The sequence below is a fragment of the Shewanella gelidimarina genome (assembly GCF_023283945.1).
GTDB classification, from domain to species: domain Bacteria; phylum Pseudomonadota; class Gammaproteobacteria; order Enterobacterales; family Shewanellaceae; genus Shewanella; species Shewanella gelidimarina.
In genome coordinates this window covers 75,605-92,680 of record NZ_JAKIKW010000007.1, presented here as the reverse complement: position 1 = coordinate 92,680, position 17,076 = coordinate 75,605, and the positions used below count along the sequence as shown (strand labels likewise).

16 protein-coding genes are annotated in these 17,076 nt (G+C 41.1%); 10 read left to right on the top strand and 6 right to left on the bottom strand.

Translation table 11 applies throughout. The features are described 5' to 3' along the window. Positions 1-2 precede the first annotated feature (2 nt). Positions 3-1,166: an efflux RND transporter periplasmic adaptor subunit gene (locus L2729_RS08350; RefSeq protein WP_248987861.1), complete on the bottom strand. Its 1,164-nt coding sequence runs from the start codon at positions 1,164-1,166 to the stop codon at positions 3-5. Between the two features lie 346 nt (positions 1,167-1,512). Between L2729_RS08350 and L2729_RS08345 the strand changes: the two genes are divergently transcribed. From L2729_RS08345 to L2729_RS08325, 5 genes are all read left to right on the top strand, one after another. Further along, positions 1,513-1,992, top strand: a complete 480-nt coding sequence (locus L2729_RS08345; protein ID WP_248987860.1) for a hypothetical protein — start codon at positions 1,513-1,515, stop codon at positions 1,990-1,992. Positions 1,993-2,071: 79 nt separating this feature from the next. Then, positions 2,072-2,410 carry a hypothetical protein gene (locus L2729_RS08340; protein WP_248987859.1) on the top strand — a complete coding sequence of 113 codons (339 nt, stop codon included), beginning with the start codon at positions 2,072-2,074 and terminating at the stop codon, positions 2,408-2,410. Between the two features lie 150 nt (positions 2,411-2,560). Beyond that, positions 2,561-4,099 (top strand): winged helix-turn-helix domain-containing protein, encoded by a 1,539-nt coding sequence (locus L2729_RS08335; protein WP_248987858.1) that lies wholly within the window; start codon positions 2,561-2,563, stop codon positions 4,097-4,099. Positions 4,100-4,550: 451 nt separating this feature from the next. After that, positions 4,551-5,228, top strand: coding sequence for a potassium channel family protein (locus L2729_RS08330; protein ID WP_248987857.1), 678 nt, complete (start codon positions 4,551-4,553; stop codon positions 5,226-5,228). 1 nt (position 5,229) lies between these two features. Further along, positions 5,230-6,384 (top strand): AI-2E family transporter, encoded by a 1,155-nt coding sequence (locus tag L2729_RS08325; RefSeq protein ID WP_248987856.1) that lies wholly within the window; start codon positions 5,230-5,232, stop codon positions 6,382-6,384. A 103-nt stretch (positions 6,385-6,487) separates the two neighbouring features. On the opposite strand, the gene L2729_RS08320 is transcribed toward L2729_RS08325, so the two are convergent. From L2729_RS08320 to L2729_RS08305, 4 genes are all read right to left on the bottom strand, one after another. After that, on the bottom strand, positions 6,488-6,808 hold the full coding sequence (locus tag L2729_RS08320; RefSeq protein WP_248987855.1) for a YdbL family probable chaperone protein: 321 nt from the start codon (positions 6,806-6,808) through the stop codon (positions 6,488-6,490). A gap of 24 nt (positions 6,809-6,832) precedes the next feature. Beyond that, the gene (locus tag L2729_RS08315; protein WP_101091168.1) at positions 6,833-7,033 is read right to left on the bottom strand and encodes a YnbE family lipoprotein; all 201 of its coding nucleotides are present in this window, start codon (positions 7,031-7,033) and stop codon (positions 6,833-6,835) included. 95 nt (positions 7,034-7,128) lie between these two features. After that, positions 7,129-10,347 carry an intermembrane phospholipid transport YdbH family protein gene (locus tag L2729_RS21785; protein WP_248987854.1) on the bottom strand — a complete coding sequence of 1,073 codons (3,219 nt, stop codon included), beginning with the start codon at positions 10,345-10,347 and terminating at the stop codon, positions 7,129-7,131. Between the two features lie 517 nt (positions 10,348-10,864). Continuing rightward, entirely contained in the window at positions 10,865-11,710 is an 846-nt protein-coding gene (locus L2729_RS08305; protein ID WP_248987853.1) for a D-hexose-6-phosphate mutarotase, read from the bottom strand. A gap of 206 nt (positions 11,711-11,916) precedes the next feature. On the opposite strand from L2729_RS08305, the gene L2729_RS08300 reads away from it, so the two are divergent. Together L2729_RS08300 and yjjG are read left to right on the top strand one after the other, a co-directional pair. After that, positions 11,917-13,707 carry an acyl-CoA dehydrogenase C-terminal domain-containing protein gene (locus L2729_RS08300; RefSeq protein ID WP_248987852.1) on the top strand — a complete coding sequence of 597 codons (1,791 nt, stop codon included), beginning with the start codon at positions 11,917-11,919 and terminating at the stop codon, positions 13,705-13,707. Positions 13,708-13,866: 159 nt separating this feature from the next. Beyond that, complete coding sequence (yjjG, locus tag L2729_RS08295; protein WP_248987851.1) at positions 13,867-14,547, top strand: pyrimidine 5'-nucleotidase; 681 nt, start codon at positions 13,867-13,869, stop codon at positions 14,545-14,547. Here yjjG and L2729_RS08290 read toward each other — a convergent pair. After that, positions 14,544-15,152 (bottom strand): DUF938 domain-containing protein, encoded by a 609-nt coding sequence (locus L2729_RS08290; protein ID WP_283104187.1) that lies wholly within the window; start codon positions 15,150-15,152, stop codon positions 14,544-14,546. The two genes, yjjG and L2729_RS08290, sit on opposite strands and share 4 nt — an antisense overlap. A 571-nt stretch (positions 15,153-15,723) precedes the next feature. Between L2729_RS08290 and L2729_RS08285 the strand changes: the two genes are divergently transcribed. The 3 genes from L2729_RS08285 to L2729_RS08275 all read left to right on the top strand — a co-directional run bounded on the left by L2729_RS08285 (position 15,724) and on the right by L2729_RS08275 (position 16,803). Next, a complete protein-coding gene (locus L2729_RS08285) occupies positions 15,724-16,089 on the top strand; it encodes a hypothetical protein (RefSeq protein ID WP_101091157.1) in 366 nt (121 codons plus the stop codon). Between the two features lie 27 nt (positions 16,090-16,116). Continuing rightward, a complete protein-coding gene (locus tag L2729_RS08280) occupies positions 16,117-16,422 on the top strand; it encodes a hypothetical protein (RefSeq protein WP_248987849.1) in 306 nt (101 codons plus the stop codon). Between the two features lie 195 nt (positions 16,423-16,617). After that, a complete protein-coding gene (locus L2729_RS08275) occupies positions 16,618-16,803 on the top strand; it encodes a hypothetical protein (protein WP_248987848.1) in 186 nt (61 codons plus the stop codon). Positions 16,804-17,076: the final 273 nt, after the last annotated feature.

The following is a 17,076-nucleotide window of genomic DNA, read 5'->3' as shown; positions in this document are numbered from 1 at the left end:
GATTATTTCTCGCCTTGATTAGCTGCTTTTGAAACAGTTTGAGTAAATGGACGGCTGTTATTGACTAATACCAGTGCACCATCTTTTAAGCTTTGTGTATTAGACGTAATGATTTGTTCTCCGGCCGTCAGTCCTGACGTCACTCCCACTAAGCCATCTCGCTCGCCACCTGTTGTTACGGCGCGTCGCTCAACGTTATATTCAAACAAATTAAGGTTATTCTTACTCGCGAGTTTAGAATCGGTTTTTAATACATATACCGCATTACCATAGAGCGAATAGGTCACGGCAATATTGGGTACTGGAATCACGCTTAACTTAATAGCGGTATCAATATTAGCTTCTACATACATACCTGAGATGAATGAGACTTTATGTGTATTTATGCTTTGATCCACTTTTGCACGAATGTCTAAGTTATGAGACTGGCTGTCGACAGAGGGCTGGATAGCTGAAATACGAGCCACAAAGATTTGGCCTTTGTAGGTATCTGTGGTGAAATCGACCTTTTGACCCAGAGCAACATTGGCGAGCTGTATTTCTGGAATCGTGAAATCTATATATTGTTCATCCAAATTTTGCAGTTCAACCACCGTTGTACCAGGCTGGATAAAATCGCCCTTATTGACTTGCCTAATGCCAACTTGACCAGAGAATGGGGCTTTCACCTGCATAAAATCAATTTGAGTTTTAATATATTCAACGTCTGCTTGGCTTGTTGAGAGCGTTGCTGCTGCGGTGTCAACTGAGTCTTGTGATGTATTGTGTGTTTTCAATAGCTTTAATTGACGTTTGTATTCGATTTGAGAAAGTTTTAAATTAGCGACACTTGTTTTTAGGTTTGCTTGTAATAGTCGGTCATCTAATTGAATCAATACGCTACCTTGCTTAACTATATCGCCAGAGTTAAAGGCTATCTTGTTTATTTGACCCGATAACTGCGGTGTGACATTAACCTGCTGGTTAGCCGTAATATGCCCGACGGTGGCAATAGTTTGTTTCCAGTCATTACCCTTTACAGTAATTGAAGTTACTGCTGCAGGAGCAGGTTTATAGGCTGCTAATTTACTTTTAATCATATGTTGTTTAAATGAGTTAAAACCAAATACAACAACAATAATAGTGAGCATTGATGCTGCAGTGATAAGGGTAGCTTTCTTAGACATTCTGTTCTCGCTTATATAAAGGGTGTCGATAACGCATCTATTCATCAATAGACTCATAACTTGACGCTAGATTAGCCTTGTTATCAGATAAAGAAATAAGCAAAAAATAACGGTTTTATAAACGATATATTAAATGATTCTATGTAATGTAAATTACATAGTAAGAAACATTGGTTAGAGTTATCTTGAAACCGGAAGTCGAATTTAAGTTGTTTAAATACAGCGGCTTGATATATAAAATTTAATTTTATTTATTGATTATACTTAGTTGATGTATCGTAATCTCAAAAGCCTAAACTCGTTGTCAAGCTAACAAGCGGTTAGCCACTAACGTTTAGGAATTACCATGAAAATACACTCTAAGAATGCTCTTACCTTCAATAGTAAGTTGATTAGAATAGCATCTATTACTTTACTCTCTTTGGTCTCTTTATCTTCGTCAGCAGCAAGTGTCGATAACAACAAACATGATATCAGTATATTTAATAAAGAGATGAATCAGCTTGAACAAGTAGAAATTAATGACAATATTTACGTAGCCACCGTCTCTAATTCTTTTGAAGACATTACCGAAGCTACCGAATACATGTCTGAATATACATTAATCAAGAGGGTGACTGATAGGAAAGCAGTTGAAATGGGGCTGTACGAAACTAAATCTTATTATATTTACAGCGTTAATGGATTGAAAGGCTTAACCGACAATGTTGAAAAACATCTGAATAATAATGAACCCGCTTACTTTTCAACAACGTTGTTAAAGGGTGACAAATACTATAATGGTTTTAGTGAGTACATAGCCAAAGTGACTGAATATAGTCTTTAACTCGTATAGTTATTGTTATCTCTTCAGCGTAATCGAATTTACTTACAACTTGCTCATTTAAATTTAAGTGGAATATTTTATGAAAAAGACCATCGTGCTTACCTTATTACTCGTTTCTTTTAGCTCCTCTAGTTTTGCATCTTGTCGCTGGGTCAATGGGAGTCGTTATTGTGGCAACAACAATACCGTTGTGGTGAATAGACATCATAGTGTGGTTGTTACACCGGGCTATCAAGCTAATCCATGGGCCGCTTTTGGTGCTGTAGTCGGTGCTGCAATTATTATTGACGCTGCAACAGGGCAACCCACAGTGGAGGGGAAAGAGTCTATTGTTGTTGAAACTAAGCTGATTGAGGCCGGTAAAGTTGATGTGGTTGATAATGGTAACGAAGTGGTGTTTATCAAAGGTATTGGTTAGCAAATAACGTTATAGAGCCTTACTCTGTGTATTGAGTCCCCTAAGCTGTTTCAGTTCTATATGAAGTAGCGCAGGGGTTAGGCTAGGTTGTTGATATTTCCTCAAAACAGCCTAATATAATCCTATAGAGAGAATACCTTAGGACGTTTAATGGTAAAGCAAAGTTATAGGATCGATAATTGGTTTTTTATTCCTCATGAAAACAAACTTATCCTCGATGAGCAGGAGATCTTAATCGATAACCGCTTATCAAATTTATTGCTTTTTCTGTGTCATCACCCTAAAACCACTCTTAGTCGTGACGAAATAATCAATCACGTCTGGAAAGGGTCAATTCTTACTGATCAAGTTATCACTCAAGCCATATTCGAGTTACGAAAAATACTTAAAACGAATAACCTCCATCTTCAGGGCTATATCATTACGATACCGAAAAGAGGCTATAAGCTCGATATTGACGTCGAAACTATTCCTGCGCCATTTAAGCCATCATTAGAATTACAAGAGACACCAAGCGCTACAACGACGGGATCTGTAACCTCAGAAGCTGTCGCGACGGCTTTGCCATTGCAAGCAGCATCAATTGAAGCTGAAACAAACGAGGCAATTGCAACGCAGATGAAGGTAGGTAAGGGTAATAAATTTGAGTTTAGACTGTCGACCATTGTTGCCTCTGTCGTGGGCGTTATTACATTAACTGCTGCCTTGGTTTTTTATCTTAGTCCGGCAATGGTTAAGCCGGTGCCCACTCAGACAAGCCCATATATTGCGTTAGAGCCACGATTTATTCAGGCATCAATCGATAATCAACTTGTAAATGCTAACTTGCAGAACGGCATTATATTTAAGGTCATTGAGTACCTTAAGTATAATGTTAATTATCGTGTTTCCTTTAACGCTCAAGATGAAGCGATGGCGGCAAAAGTGGTGTCTTTTATCGTCACTAATGAAAATGGTATTGACTATGTTAATGTCGAATATCTTAATAAAATCTCGAATTATCAGCATCTGGATAGAAAATACCCTATCAGTGAAAACCATTTAAAACGCAGTATTAAGGTCATGTTAGACGATATTTTAGATGCGTTTAATATCGATATTGCTAAAGCAGATATTGACCAAGTACTGGCGGCAATGCCCAATGAACCACAAGCATTAGCTTACTCGCTAGAAGCCATTGGCGCATTGCATAGTGCGGAAAATCAGTTTGATTCTGTAATAATATTGCAAAAAGCACTGGATATTGAACCTAGTAATCACTATTTGATATCGATGAGTTATATCTACCAAATGATGATAGCTTACCTTGATAAGTCGAACTTGGCACTCGATGACATCAATGCCCTTAATAATGAGTTTGAGCTAGTTATTGCTGATCTAATCGCAGAACCTGCTTCTTTTAAAGTATACGAAGCACTGGCGTTACACGCACTTTCAAAAGACTTACCGATTGAAGCAGTGCAGTACCTCAATAAAATACCTCACACTCACAACACTATAATGACCTTTATTTTGCGGGCAAAATTATCTGAATCTTTTGGCAACCCAGCCTCTGCAGAAGAGTTCTATTATCAAGCTTTGCATGAATCAGGTACCCCTAGAATTTTAGATTTTGCTGAAAGTCTGCTGTTTTACAGTGATTTGAGTAAAATGAAGAGCAAGATAAATAGCACTTTAGCAACAGATTAAAGACATTAGGTTATGCCGTGCGTCTTAGTTTTGTTTATTCACTATCAATAGCTTGAGATAAAGCCCCTTAGTTTTAAGTATTTTTTACTCGGTTATTTTTACGATTGGTTAATTCATCAATCGAGCCATTGATTGGACAATATATGGCACTGCCAATCAATGGGTTCACTTAGCCGCTAATTTTTCCTCTTGCTTGCTCACGCTGCGTGATCATAAGCCATACTCTTGTCGTTATATTCCGTGTTATCACCTCTGATGGAGGATTTATTTTGGCTACAGCACTTTCTCTCTAGGTGCTTTGTTAGGCTATGGTCATGATTTGGAATGGTACTTTTTCTAATTCACGATAAAATTATGTTAGATTAAACATTGACCTATGTGAATTTTGTGCGATGTTTAATAGAGAGTTCGATAAGGTCTGTCATAACAACGCATATAGGGAGTTTTAAGCGTGCTTGAGCGCAAAATTAATAAGCATAATAACTTTTACTACATGACAGCAGCGCTGGTTGTGCTTTTATTGAGTGCATCACTTGTACGTACTGTTGCTGATGGAATGCTTGAGTCTATTCTGGAAGGTATTATCGGAGTCACTTTCTTAGTGTGCGTCGTCAGCTTAGGTGTGGATAAAAGTTGGAAACGCTTTATGCAGACACTGATAGTGGTTTGGGTCGCCGCCATATTGGTTAAAAGGTTTGTGGTTGTTCCTCATTTAGATTTGCTCATGCTAGTGCTTATGTTTGCCTTTTTTTGGGGTACGTTTAGCTCTATTTCAAAGCAAATACTATTCTCTGGTTCAGTCAATACCAATAAAGTTGTTGGTTCGATTGCACTATTTTTACTGCTTGGTCTACAGTGGGCTTTGATCTATCTACTTGTTTTAGCTTTTTCACCTAATGCTTTTACGGGGATAGAACAGATACCTTGGGGGCAAAATTTTTCTCAAATGGCCTACTTTAGTTTTGTAACATTAACCACTTTAGGTTATGGCGATATTAGCCCCAATACGCCTTTTGCTCAGGTCGTCGTTTATATGGAGGCAATTGCTGGTGTGTTTTATATGGCAATTGTTGTTGCGAGTTTAGTGAGTGCTGGATTGGCTCAAAAAGAGACAGAACAGGAACATTAATATGGAAAATCCAATGCAGCACAGTCAAAGTAAACTGTTTATCACTAATATGATGGAATCGGCAATTCGGATCGGCTTATTGTTTATTTTGATCATCTGGACGTATGACATTATCAAGCCCTTTGTGATCCCTGTTCTATGGGGCGCAATCATTGCAGTGGCATTAATGCCGTTAACCCAAAAACTGGAAAGGGCACTTAAAGGACGGCGCGGCTTAGCGGCCACTATTATGGCTCTAGCAGGGATAACGCTACTGGTGACTCCCTTTGTACTGGTTTCAAGCTCCATCTTTGATGGGATTAGCCAGACCATTGCTGTGGTGCAGTCTGGCGAAATAAAAATACCGGGACCGACACAGAAAATAGCGGATATTCCCTTAATTGGCGATAAGTTGTTTGATGCATGGGCGCTGTTCTCGACCAACCTAGAGAAAGCCGTCATCCACTTTTTACCGCAAATTAAATCTGCTGTCGGCACTATGGCGGGTGTATTAGGCAGTGGACTTGGCACATTGGTCATGTTTGTTGTCTCTTTAGCAATCGCTGGTGGCTTTATGGCACATGCGGAAAAATCTGCTGCTGCCGTGAGTACAGTTGCTGTAAAGGTTGTTGGAGCGCATGGTGCAGAATGGACATCGTTAACCGCTGCGACAATTAGAAGCGTGTTACTCGGGGTGGTTGGCGTTGCATTTATTCAAGCAATATTGATTGGCTCTGCACTCTTTACCTTTAGTATCCCTGCCGCAGGCATGTTTACCTTTATCGTGTTTATATTGGGGATTGCACAGTTACCACCGTTACTCGTTGTATTACCGCTAATTTTTTATGTGTTTTCAACGCACGATTCAACTCCTGCGACAATATTTACCATTTGGGTGTTAATCGCTGGAGTGTCAGATAGCTTTTTGAAGCCGATGTTGATGGGACGTGGAGTTGATGTGCCTATGCCCGTTATTTTAATTGGTGCTATTGGAGGCATGATCAGCGCAGGTATTATCGGACTATTCCTCGGAGCGGTTGTATTGGCTATTTGGTATGAACTGTTTATTACCTGGCTTAACACTGAAGATGGTCGTGTCAAAGCAACAGAACCGGATAGTGACGATGTGAATAAACCTTTGGTGAGTGCAGCACCTCATAATGCGACAGATGAATAACGCTTACTTTTAGACACATTATGCAACCAAAAAAGCCCGCGCAATGCGGGCTTTTTTAATTCCTAACCTGCTCTTAGTTTTAGCTAAAACAGATTGGAGTTAGTTATTTTTTGATCCATTTACCGCGTGTATTTTGAATGTATTGACCTTTCTTAGTCGCTTTAATGGCTTTTTCCGCCGCGAGTTTAGCCACATCATTCAAAGATATGTTGTTCTTTTTGGCTATTTTTTGATAGTGAGACTTACGCTTGGCGTTAATTGAACTGACCAAGGTTTTAGCGTCCGAGGTCTCTTTTACAAGCCCTAAGTAACCATTTGTTTGTTCACCTACGAATCCCTGTGCTTTTGCATCTTGCAGCGAAATAGCCAAGGCATTGAAGCTAAGTAATAGGCTAGCAAACAGCACTAGTATTTTAAATTTCATTGATTACTCCTTTTTATCCTTAGGTTAAAAAAGTTCATCATCGGCGAGTAACTCATCGAGTTCTTTGTCGATTTTAATTTTAATTTCATGTTCTATTTTGACATTGAGATTAATGACGATGGGTTTATCTGGAGGCTCAATTTTAACCGTAGGACTACAGCCGACTAAGGCATAGGTTGCAATGAGTATGCTCAGAGTCGATTTGGGGATATTAAATATCTTCAATGACTTATCCTTACTTCATAATAAAAGGGTAGAGTAAATAATCCTTGGCTCGATGTCATCTAGATTAAACAGATTTACCTTTTACGCCAATCGTTTTATTGCTGTATTGAATTTTCAATCTGGTTTTGCAAATTATTACCAATTTGCAAACTTCTAAGTAACTGTAACATGTTCTCTTCTTGAGAATAGTTCAAGTGGATAGGGCGTTCAATGCCGCGGCTTTGGCCTTCGACATTAACTTTGAGTATGGCATTGCCCAGAGAGTCCATATCAAAACTGCTGGATAACTCTGAATACGCTAAGTGCTCTAATGCTGAAAAGGCGAATTCAAGATAGGGCTGACTCAAGCGCATTTGATCAACAGCAGGGTTGCCGCTGACCGCAATGAGTCCACCGGGAGCTCTCGCAGCTATTTGCCCTCCAGCGATGGCAGCGTGGCCGTTTTCAAGCGTGACAGGCAGTACAGCATCAAAAATACCATCAGCGTAAACACCAACCTGTGGTTGAACTGTGAGGAGTTCCTCAAGATCAATATGTTGTAATACAAAATAAGCTGATGAAGGTTGCTTTAAATTCAATTGAAATTGGGGAATAAGCAACTGACCATTAAGTAAGTCCCCCTTCGCCGTGAGGCTGATAGATGCCTGTTTAATGCCGAGTAGCTCAGCAGGTAAAGCCAGCTTATGTTGGCTACTACTGCTTGACTCTGCTGTAGATTGATTGGAATCAGTGCTAAAAGAGACGGCCGCTTTCGCTTCAATGTCTGTCATTAATACGCCAGGATTGAAAGCCAGTAATGACAGCGTTATATCATCACAATGGAAGCTGCTAGTGCTATTTTGGGCTTGTTGCCAGTCATATTGACACTGGGTCTTCATATTACCGCCTTCGAAGGGCAAATCAGCGAAGCTGCCTTGAATATCCGTTACAGTGGGTTCTAGGGCGAGCGCGAACCTGGTGTATTTATCGCGGTTTAATTGGTAATGCATGTTTAGCGCAGCATTTCCGTTAAGATCAATTGATTCAGGTAATGAATTGCTCTGGCTAAAAAAGGCAAGAATAGGTTCAAAATCACTACTAAATTGCCAATCACCCTCTAATTGGAACTGGCTCGGTGTGCTCTTTAATGGCAGATAATGGTGCTGGCTCGACAGATCTAAGCCATTTATCAGCCAAGTCTCACCGGTACTGAGTTGACCAGAATCCAGATCAATTTGCTGGCTCAGCTCAACTTGGTATAAATGCAATAAGGTTTGTTTCGTTAGTAATGGAGCTTTTTTTATCTTAGCTGATTTTTTTGATTTCAACGCTAGAGCCGATTTATCTAATACTAGGTTTTCTAACGATAAGTGAAGTCGGTTGACCTGTTTCTGCCGCATTAATTGGCTGATAAAAGGTTGTGAGTTGTTCGAGTCCAGCGACAAAGAGATTGGCGCATTTAAGGCTATGTCCATAGCATCGATAAACAGTTGATAATGAGTTTGCTGTTCATCATTATTTTGTTGGCTTAGCTCAGCGTTGTTAACGTGGTAATGCAATGCCGGAATGGAAATGTGGGTTTGTCCGTTTGCAAAACGGTATTCAGCGGCAGAATCCCACACTAACTGGGTTTCAGCAATATTCGCCGTGAGCAGGGGGTCATGCTGATTATCCAGATCCGCCTTGTTCGGCGTGAGCGTTATTCCTTGAGTCAGCTGAGAAGCTTGAGGGAGTACACTGACTTTATAGGCCGACTTGCCCTGTTTTTTCAGCGCTGAAAATTGCCCCCGCAGCGCAAGGGAAGCATTATCGATTGCGACTTTGTAAGGTAACTTTGCTAACGTTGGCCACAGCGTATTAATGGTTATATTTTGTTGATGGCTGGCCTGTAGTTGCCACCCAAAAGCCAATTGGTAGTCACCCTGCTGCGCAGTGGAAGTATTTGCTGATGCGGACTGTGAGTTGTAGTCAATATCTTGAAAACGAACTACAGCGGCTAATTTGGTATTTTCAATCGCAACTGACAACGTAGGCAACGATAAAGCCTTATCGTTAAGCTGGTAAACCAGCGGCGATACCACTTTGATGCGTAATACAGGGCCCATTTTAGACGGACTTGTACTACTATTTGATGACAAAACTTGATATAGATGAGCCAGTGCGGCCTCTAGAGGAGCATCATCAAGGTGGTTTAATAAACTGACTAGCTGATGGGGGACTGCACTTTTATGACTTATCACCAAAAGAGGCTTTTTCAATGCTATCGGTAACTCAAAAGGCTGCAGGGTCAGTTTCAAATCGGCAATATGGCCATCGATGTTGAATGCCAGTTGCCCCTGTTGTTTTAATGGTGTTGGCGGCGTGATTTTTTTGTCTGTGAGAGCATCATTACTGTCGTTTACCATTAGAGTCGGAGTGAGTTGTAACCCGGCTAACGCATTGAGTCTTATTTGTAGCTGACTTAACCTATGCTCTGATTGTAATTGCCCTGATTTTATTGCCAATGTGATGCTTGAATCTAACGTTGCATTGAGTTCAATTCGCTGCGCTTGAATTGCGGTTTGCAGTGCATATAAAGGGGCAAATAAGCTGCGGTCTTGTTGGGTGTCAGTATTCGCATCAGCATCAGCATCACTGAATGAGGGAAATAAAGTGGTTTCAGCGGCATGAATGTCAGCGCTAAATACCTGTAGTTGAGTCAAATCGAGACGCGTTGTGGCGCGCCACTCCGAAGATGATAGTTGCGCCTTCAGAGCAAAAACTGAATGCTGGTTATGACTGATTTCACTGCTAAAGTGACCGTTTTGATCAAGCGTGAGGTGTTCTAAGGTCATATTGAGTTTAGCGGCTGTAACTCCTTTTACAGTGAACTGTGTTTGGCCTATTTGTATTTCGGGCAAGGCTGTAAAATCGAGCGCCATTGTGGGCCCTGGGTCATTATTGGGTGTTGTTGAATGACGTAACACGCTTGGGTCTAGTTGTACCTTGAGGCTTTTGGCTGATAGCGAACGTAAATCGGCAACGCTTAATGCCCAAAAAGCAGCGTCTTGCCCAAGGACAATATCCAGTTCTGTAATCTCAACATTGCTATTATTGACCGTCAAGGAAACAAATGGCACTTGCCAATGCGTGAACGTCAGCGGCTTAACGCTAAGTTGTTCAATTTGCATTTGGTAAGGCTGTAAAAAATGATTAGCCAGCTTGATAGTTAAGCGCTGATAATTCCAGCCGACATAGAGTGCTGTCATTAAGGTCGCGCTTAATATAATACCGAATGATATCAGTAATAAGCGACGGGCTGTTTGGCTAAATGTCTTTGGTACCCACTGTTGCACTCGTTACACTCTCTAAGCTTACTCACGTTTATCTATATTAACGCTAATTGTGGCTATATTTAATGGGCCGATTCTAGCATCTTATCAAAAGCCCTGAACAGTTTATCAATGACTTAAGTTGTATTTGGCTGCGATATGAAATATCAAAATGGTCGCCTCAACATCATTCTGCATGGCATTAAGAGAGTATAGAGCTTCGTCATTAAATGTTAATGCAGAAGTGCTAAGCAATTGCAGTTATCGACTGCCAACTAGTGCTTATTGTCATTTGCAGTCTTTATTAGGTTCGCAGTTTTTTATCATTGGCAATATCATGGGAAGTACTGCGCAATATTGGTTTTGGAGTTAGGTTATTTGCCTATTAATGGAGCTGATACATTCTATTGATTTAAAGCCGCATGGAGACCCAAATGAGCAGGGAATACGGGGTGCAGCATGTTGAAGTGGCTTAGATATCGATTGATGAACCTACATAAACTTGAAGATCCAAGTGCTATGTAGGCTCACTTAGTTAATGCTATTTCCAGCGAATATGGGTCGTTAATGTATGACTTTCATTTGGGGCCAAAGTGACTTTGTCGTCAAGTACATTTGCAGCCTCTAGGCAGACCATTGTTAAGTAATCATCATCATTAAAACGAGATAAACGCTGAGATTTATCAATCCAAGGGTTCCACAATACTGCACTCTTACTATTTTCACGGCTGACTTCAATGACGCCATCAACAGTATGTAGTGCTTGTGTGGTAGCCAGCTCGGTATAAACACGATCTGTTTCGCGAGTGAAATCGACATGATCTTGTGCTTGAGGGAAGGGGCCCTTAGCAAACTCTATGTAGTTAGCCCCCTCAAACCCAGTGGCTTTTAATTGATGAATATCTTCAATAGGAAAATAGCTGTGCAAAGCTTGGGTTAAGCTCACATCATAATCAGCATGATTAATATTAGTAATACTTATTGAGAGTGTCTCATTAAGCCTAAATGACATCTCTACACTGGTGTTATGTGGCCAAAATTCTCTATCGTTGTCAGTCAGAGGTAAGCTGAGTTTTATCTCTACGGCATCTTCATTCATTTTGACCGAATCTAATGTCCAAATTCGAGTGCGCGCGAAACCATGTTGTGGAAAACCCGGCGTTGAACTCATGCCGAACCAAGGCCAACACACTGGCACTCCACCACGAATACCAATTCCAGGTTGATAATCATCAGCAGTTGATACCCATAAAAGAGGCTTTTTACCCGTAGGTTCAAAGTAGTCAATTTGCGCGCCTTGGAGAAAGATCCGCGCCTTGCAATGAGGGGTACTTATATCGACATATTCTAGACCGTTGGCGTGTTTTTTAGTGGTGACGAAACCCATGGAGACATGTCCTTTCAGAGAGTTAACGGGATAGATGATTTAGCTTAACCCGTTTTTACAAGTGAGATAAGGGCTATTTAAAGTGATTTTACGGTAACGCTGTTCTGATAAATAAACAAAGCAAAAATAATGCTGAGTTTTTGCTCAAATTTAGATAAGGTGGTCGGAGCACTGGCCATAAAGACAATAACTAAAGGGATGACGCAATGCCAATTTATCAAGCACCATTACGTGACTATCAGTTTGTACTTAATGAATTGCTCGACATTTATAACCAAAAGGATTTAGCGGGTTTTAATGAGTTTGATCCAGAACTTATTGAAGCGGTACTGCAAGGTGTTGCTGATTTTACTACCGACATTATGTTGCCTCTCAATGGCTCTGGTGATGTTGAAGGCTGTAAATTAGTCGATGGCAAAGTAGTTACCCCTAAAGGGTTTATCGATGCTTATCAACAATATGTTGATAATGGTTGGGCCACACTGACGTGCGATCCTGAATATGGTGGTCAAGGGTTGCCTGAAGTCGTGGGTATATTTGCCACAGAGATGAAAACGGCCACTAATATGGCGTTTGCCATGTATCCAGGTCTTACGCATGGTGCCTACTCTGCAATTCATGTTCATGGCAGTGATAGCTTAAAACGCAAGTATTTGGACAAGCTTGTCAGTGGTGAGTGGACTGGCACCATGAACCTGACAGAGTCTCATGCCGGGACCGATTTGGCATTACTGCGCACCAAAGCGATTCCCGCAGGAGAAGGTACGTTTGCCATTACCGGAGAGAAAATATTCATCTCCTCTGGCGATCATGACTTAACAGATAATATTATTCATTTAGTGTTAGCCAAATTACCTGATGCGCCTGAAGGTGTGAAGGGGATTTCGTTGTTTGCGGTGCCTAAAATATGGGTCAATGACGATGGCAGTTTCGGTGAACCCAATACTTTATGTGCTGCAAGCCTTGAACATAAGATGGGGATCCATGGTAACTCGACTTGCGTGATGAACTTTGACGGTGCCATCGGTGAACTGGTCGGTGAGCCGCATCAAGGTCTTCGTGCGATGTTTACGATGATGAACCAAGCAAGATTGGGGGTGGGTCTTCAAGGTCTTGGTGTCTCTGAAATTGCTTATCAAAATGCGTTAGCCTATGCCAAAGACCGTCTTCAAGGCCGTGCATTAAGTGGCGTAAAGCACAAGGAGTTGGTTGCTGATCCTATTCTGGTTCATGGTGATGTGCGTCGTATGCTGCTATCGCAAAAATCATTTAATGAAGGTGCCCGCGCACTTATGGGACAGCAAGCGCTTTGGCTTGATGAGGCAGAACGTCACAGTGATCCACTACAAAAGAAGAAATCTTCTAAATTGGCGGCTTTATTCACACCAATTGTAAAAGGTTTTGTAACCGATCAAGGCTTTAAGGCCTGTGTTGATGCACAGCAAGTGTTCGGAGGACATGGCTATATTCATGAGTGGGGCATGGAGCAGTATGTACGTGACATTCGTATTTCAATGATCTACGAAGGCACAAACGGTGTACAGGCGCTTGATCTTGTCGGCCGAAAAATCATGTCTGACAAAGGGGCTGCACTAGAATTATGGTCTGAAGAGGTTAAAGCGTTTATTCAAGCTAACCTTGGTAATGAAGCGATGAAACCACTTGTTTCAAGTTTGATGCTCGCGGCGGCAGATCTTGAAAAAGCCACGGTGATCATTGCCACTGAAGCGGCCAAAAAGCCTGATGTGATAGGGGCGGCGTCATTTGCCTATATGCAACTGTTGGGTATCACCTCTTTAGCATGGATGTGGGCGAGAACGGCTGAAAAAGCCTTAGCTGGCCTAGAAAGTGCGAGTGAAGATAAGGCGTTTTATCAAAACAAGGTGAAAACAGCCCAGTTTTATATGGCGTATTGGGCTCCGCAAACGCGCAGCTTAGTGAAGCAGATTGAGTCTGCAAGTCAGATTATTTGTGAGTTCGATGAAGCTGACTTCTAGGCCACAAAGATAGCAAGCCAAAAAGGTCAATGAGAAACCTATTACGCCGACGTAATAGGTTTTTTTATGCCCGTTTAATGAGATGGTCCGCTTTACTGGAGGTGTTTTAGGTTAGTATAGCCAGCTATTCGCGACATGTTGTTTTAGAAGGATAAACCTGTGAAATATGATTGGGTACTATTTGATGCCGATGAAACTCTATTTCATTTTGATGCATTTAAAGGTTTGCAGCTGATGTTCTCTCGTTTTAATGTTGAATTTACGGCAGAAGATTTTCAGCAATACCAAAGGGTGAATAAGCCTTTGTGGGTTGATTACCAAGATGGAAGGCTCACCGCTAAACAGCTACAAAATACCCGCTTTGAAACTTGGGCTCAAAAAATAAGTGTCTCAACCCAGCGTCTCAACAGTGACTTTCTTAGCGCGATGGCTGATATCTGTACTTTATTACCTGGGGCTCAAGAGTTAATTGATACCTTAACGGGTAGGGTTAATATGGGGATCATCACCAACGGTTTTACTGAGTTACAAACGATAAGATTACAGAAAGTAGGCTTTGGTGAACGCTTTTCTCCTTTAGTCATTTCAGAACAGGTCGGTGTGGCAAAGCCGGATGTTGGGATCTTTGAGCATGCTTTTGCACGTATGGGCCACCCTGCTCGTGGATCTATCTTAATGGTTGGGGATAACCCACATTCCGATATACAGGGCGGTTTAAACGCAGGCATAGATACTTGTTGGTTGAATCGCCATGGCGAAAATCAACCAGAGGGTATTACGCCTCACTATGAAGTACGCTCGTTAAATGAGTTACAGCAGATCCTGTTAGCAGGTCATTAAGCTCGCTTTTCAAAATGCAGTATTTGGTTATTGGCCGGCATAGAAAAGTCGGCTATTAATGTTAATTGTTGCTCTGCAGCAAGCTGTAAAATCCACTCAACATCTCGAATTGCACTCTGCGGATTCTGTGCCGCGAGCCAACCATCAAAATTACGATTGCTGTCACTGCTATATTGACCTTGATAATTAAAGGGTCCGTAAACACACAGTTGCCCATGCACACTCAAATGCTGACCAACACCGTTGAAAAATGCTTTAACCATCTCTTTGGACATTATATGCAGTGTATTTGCAGTGAAAATGGCATCAATGACAGGGTGCGTTGCAGGATCTATCGGCCATGGTTTTAACACATCAAGCGCTAATGGTTGCTGCAAATTAGTGCTCGGTGATTCGTTTAACCATGCGCTGATACCAGCATGGTACTCAACTTGATCGCTTGTTTGCCAGATTAAATGCGGTAAAAGCTTGGCGAAATGGACCGCGTGTTGCCCTGAACCGCTGCCAACTTCTAGTACATGTGATGATTGGCTGAAGGCACTTTCCAAGATCACAGCGATGGGGGCTTTATTATTCTCACATGATTGAGAGTAGGGTAATGGCATCACAAAATACTCCTGTCGATTCAATAATGGTTAGGGGTTGTTGATCTTTCGAGCTTAGTTTTTGTTCGACTCTTTCCCGTAAAGAATAATGCTTTTAGTACAAGGCTTGAGCGATGATTTAGCAACCTAAGCGAAAAGCGCGTAACGCATTCTAGTCATAAAAGACTAAAAGCATTGAAACGCCCCTAAGGGCCGCGCTTCTTGGCTATTTTTACGGTGTTGTAGGCTATTTGTGGAGAATGACTAAACGACATAGCCTCCGCCTTGTTAAAATAGCCAATAAACGGCGGCAAAAACAACCGTGAAAGATCTACAGCCCTAGTGTTTTACCGCGTTACTTACCTAAAAACAACTCTATAGCGTTTGTTCGCCAATTTATCTCTATCAAAGAGATAGTCATAGGCAGCTATAAGTAAAGGCGTTATTATCTAGCGTTAATATTTGGTCGCTTTTTACTGTGTTGTAGGCTATTTGTGGAGAATGACTAAACGACATAGCCTCCGCTTTGTCAAAATAGCCAATAAACAGCGGCAACCCTGAAAAATCAACAGCCCCTAGGTAAGGAAATAACTTGGCGATTGAACAGCAAGAGATGATGGCGTTATTAAGTGAACTTGAATGCCGTACAAACTTCACTATCAAAAAAGTCACTGAGTATATGTTACCTAAACTAAAAGAGCCTTTTTACCTCTATATAGATGGTAAGCAGGTTCAGTTAGTGATTCGGCCTGCTTATGAAGTGTTTAAAGGTGATTTTGCAGCGCTTGATGGTGTCACTGCAAAAGACCAATTTTGTCACTATTCAGAGATGACTCGTTTTCCGAAGCGGGTGCAAAAGAGTGTTAACGGGATCCATTATGGTTTGGCCTTTAGTTTCGAAAATATCGATGCTGTAAAAGGTTTTATCAAAAAACTAATCTTGATAAATCAAGGTTAATATTGGCGCGATAACATAGAGGTGAGTTTGAAAAAGACCGACAAAAAAATTGAAAATACTATCCGCATCTCGTTAACTGAGGTGTGCGAGAGCCTTAAAGGTGAAGTATTTGGATTTGAATGGTTGAGCCATAAAGTTGATTTCTCAAATGTGAACCATAGTTTGCAGGTCACTTTTATGTTTGCCACTAACGAGTCACTTAGAAAAGCTAAGCTGCAGTTACAAACAGACAAAATGGCAAATATTGCCTGTAGCGCGCTCGCTAAGCATAATATCCATATTAATAATGCCGCAAAGCAGTGCTGTTTTGAAACTGAAGAGCGAAGCCGTTAATCGGTCGTTGATTTGAGCTTTGAGTTATCATACTGATATATCAATAGGCATGATGGTTGTTAACACACATTTTTAATCTGTTGGTTGAAATAAGGTTAACATTTTGTAGCAAGTGATGAGTGGCGTTAACTGTAATTTCCAGCCATAATTTATCGAGAAGGATATCTAATAAAAAGACAGGGAGTCGAATCAAATATGGATACCAATCAAGTGACTCATCAACAGGACCCTATTGATTGTGATAACGATATTGAGATGTTGTCACAGTTAAATCGTAAGAGATTAAAGTTATTTGGCTTAATGCTCGGCATTGTTGCAGGTTTACCCGCTGGCTTTTACAGTGCTCGTTGGGTTTATCAATGGTTATTCCCAGTGGGCTAATACCAATTCCGTTAAAGAGTTGGTCATTCAGCGGGAATTTAAATCACTTTAGACAAGCACGTGGGTTGTCGCTAATAGTTATTCTATTTCGAAAGCCACATGCGCCGTATTAAGGGATTTAAAACCCGCACGCAGTGAGCTTTTCAGCACATTCACTGCTGCGTTGCATTGTCTTAAAAGGGAATAACCATTTCTTCCACAATGCGCCTTGAATTGAAAGTCCTGAAAAAGCTCTGAATTGATCACATCCTTAATGGAATTGGTATAACAACA

Bases quoted from the DNA above. Each gene is read 5' to 3' on its own strand.
- L2729_RS08350 (WP_248987861.1), bottom strand. From the start codon at position 1,166: ATGTCTAAGAAAGCTACCCTTATCACTGCAGCATCAATGCTCACTATT.
- L2729_RS08345 (WP_248987860.1), top strand. From the start codon at position 1,513: ATGAAAATACACTCTAAGAATGCTCTTACCTTCAATAGTAAGTTGATT.
- L2729_RS08340 (WP_248987859.1), top strand. From the start codon at position 2,072: ATGAAAAAGACCATCGTGCTTACCTTATTACTCGTTTCTTTTAGCTCC.
- L2729_RS08335 (WP_248987858.1), top strand. From the start codon at position 2,561: ATGGTAAAGCAAAGTTATAGGATCGATAATTGGTTTTTTATTCCTCAT.
- L2729_RS08325 (WP_248987856.1), top strand. From the start codon at position 5,230: ATGGAAAATCCAATGCAGCACAGTCAAAGTAAACTGTTTATCACTAAT.
- L2729_RS08320 (WP_248987855.1), bottom strand. From the start codon at position 6,808: ATGAAATTTAAAATACTAGTGCTGTTTGCTAGCCTATTACTTAGCTTC.
- L2729_RS08305 (WP_248987853.1), bottom strand. From the start codon at position 11,710: ATGGGTTTCGTCACCACTAAAAAACACGCCAACGGTCTAGAATATGTC.
- L2729_RS08300 (WP_248987852.1), top strand. From the start codon at position 11,917: ATGCCAATTTATCAAGCACCATTACGTGACTATCAGTTTGTACTTAAT.
- L2729_RS08290 (WP_283104187.1), bottom strand. From the start codon at position 15,152: ATGCCATTACCCTACTCTCAATCATGTGAGAATAATAAAGCCCCCATC.
- L2729_RS08275 (WP_248987848.1), top strand. From the start codon at position 16,618: ATGGATACCAATCAAGTGACTCATCAACAGGACCCTATTGATTGTGAT.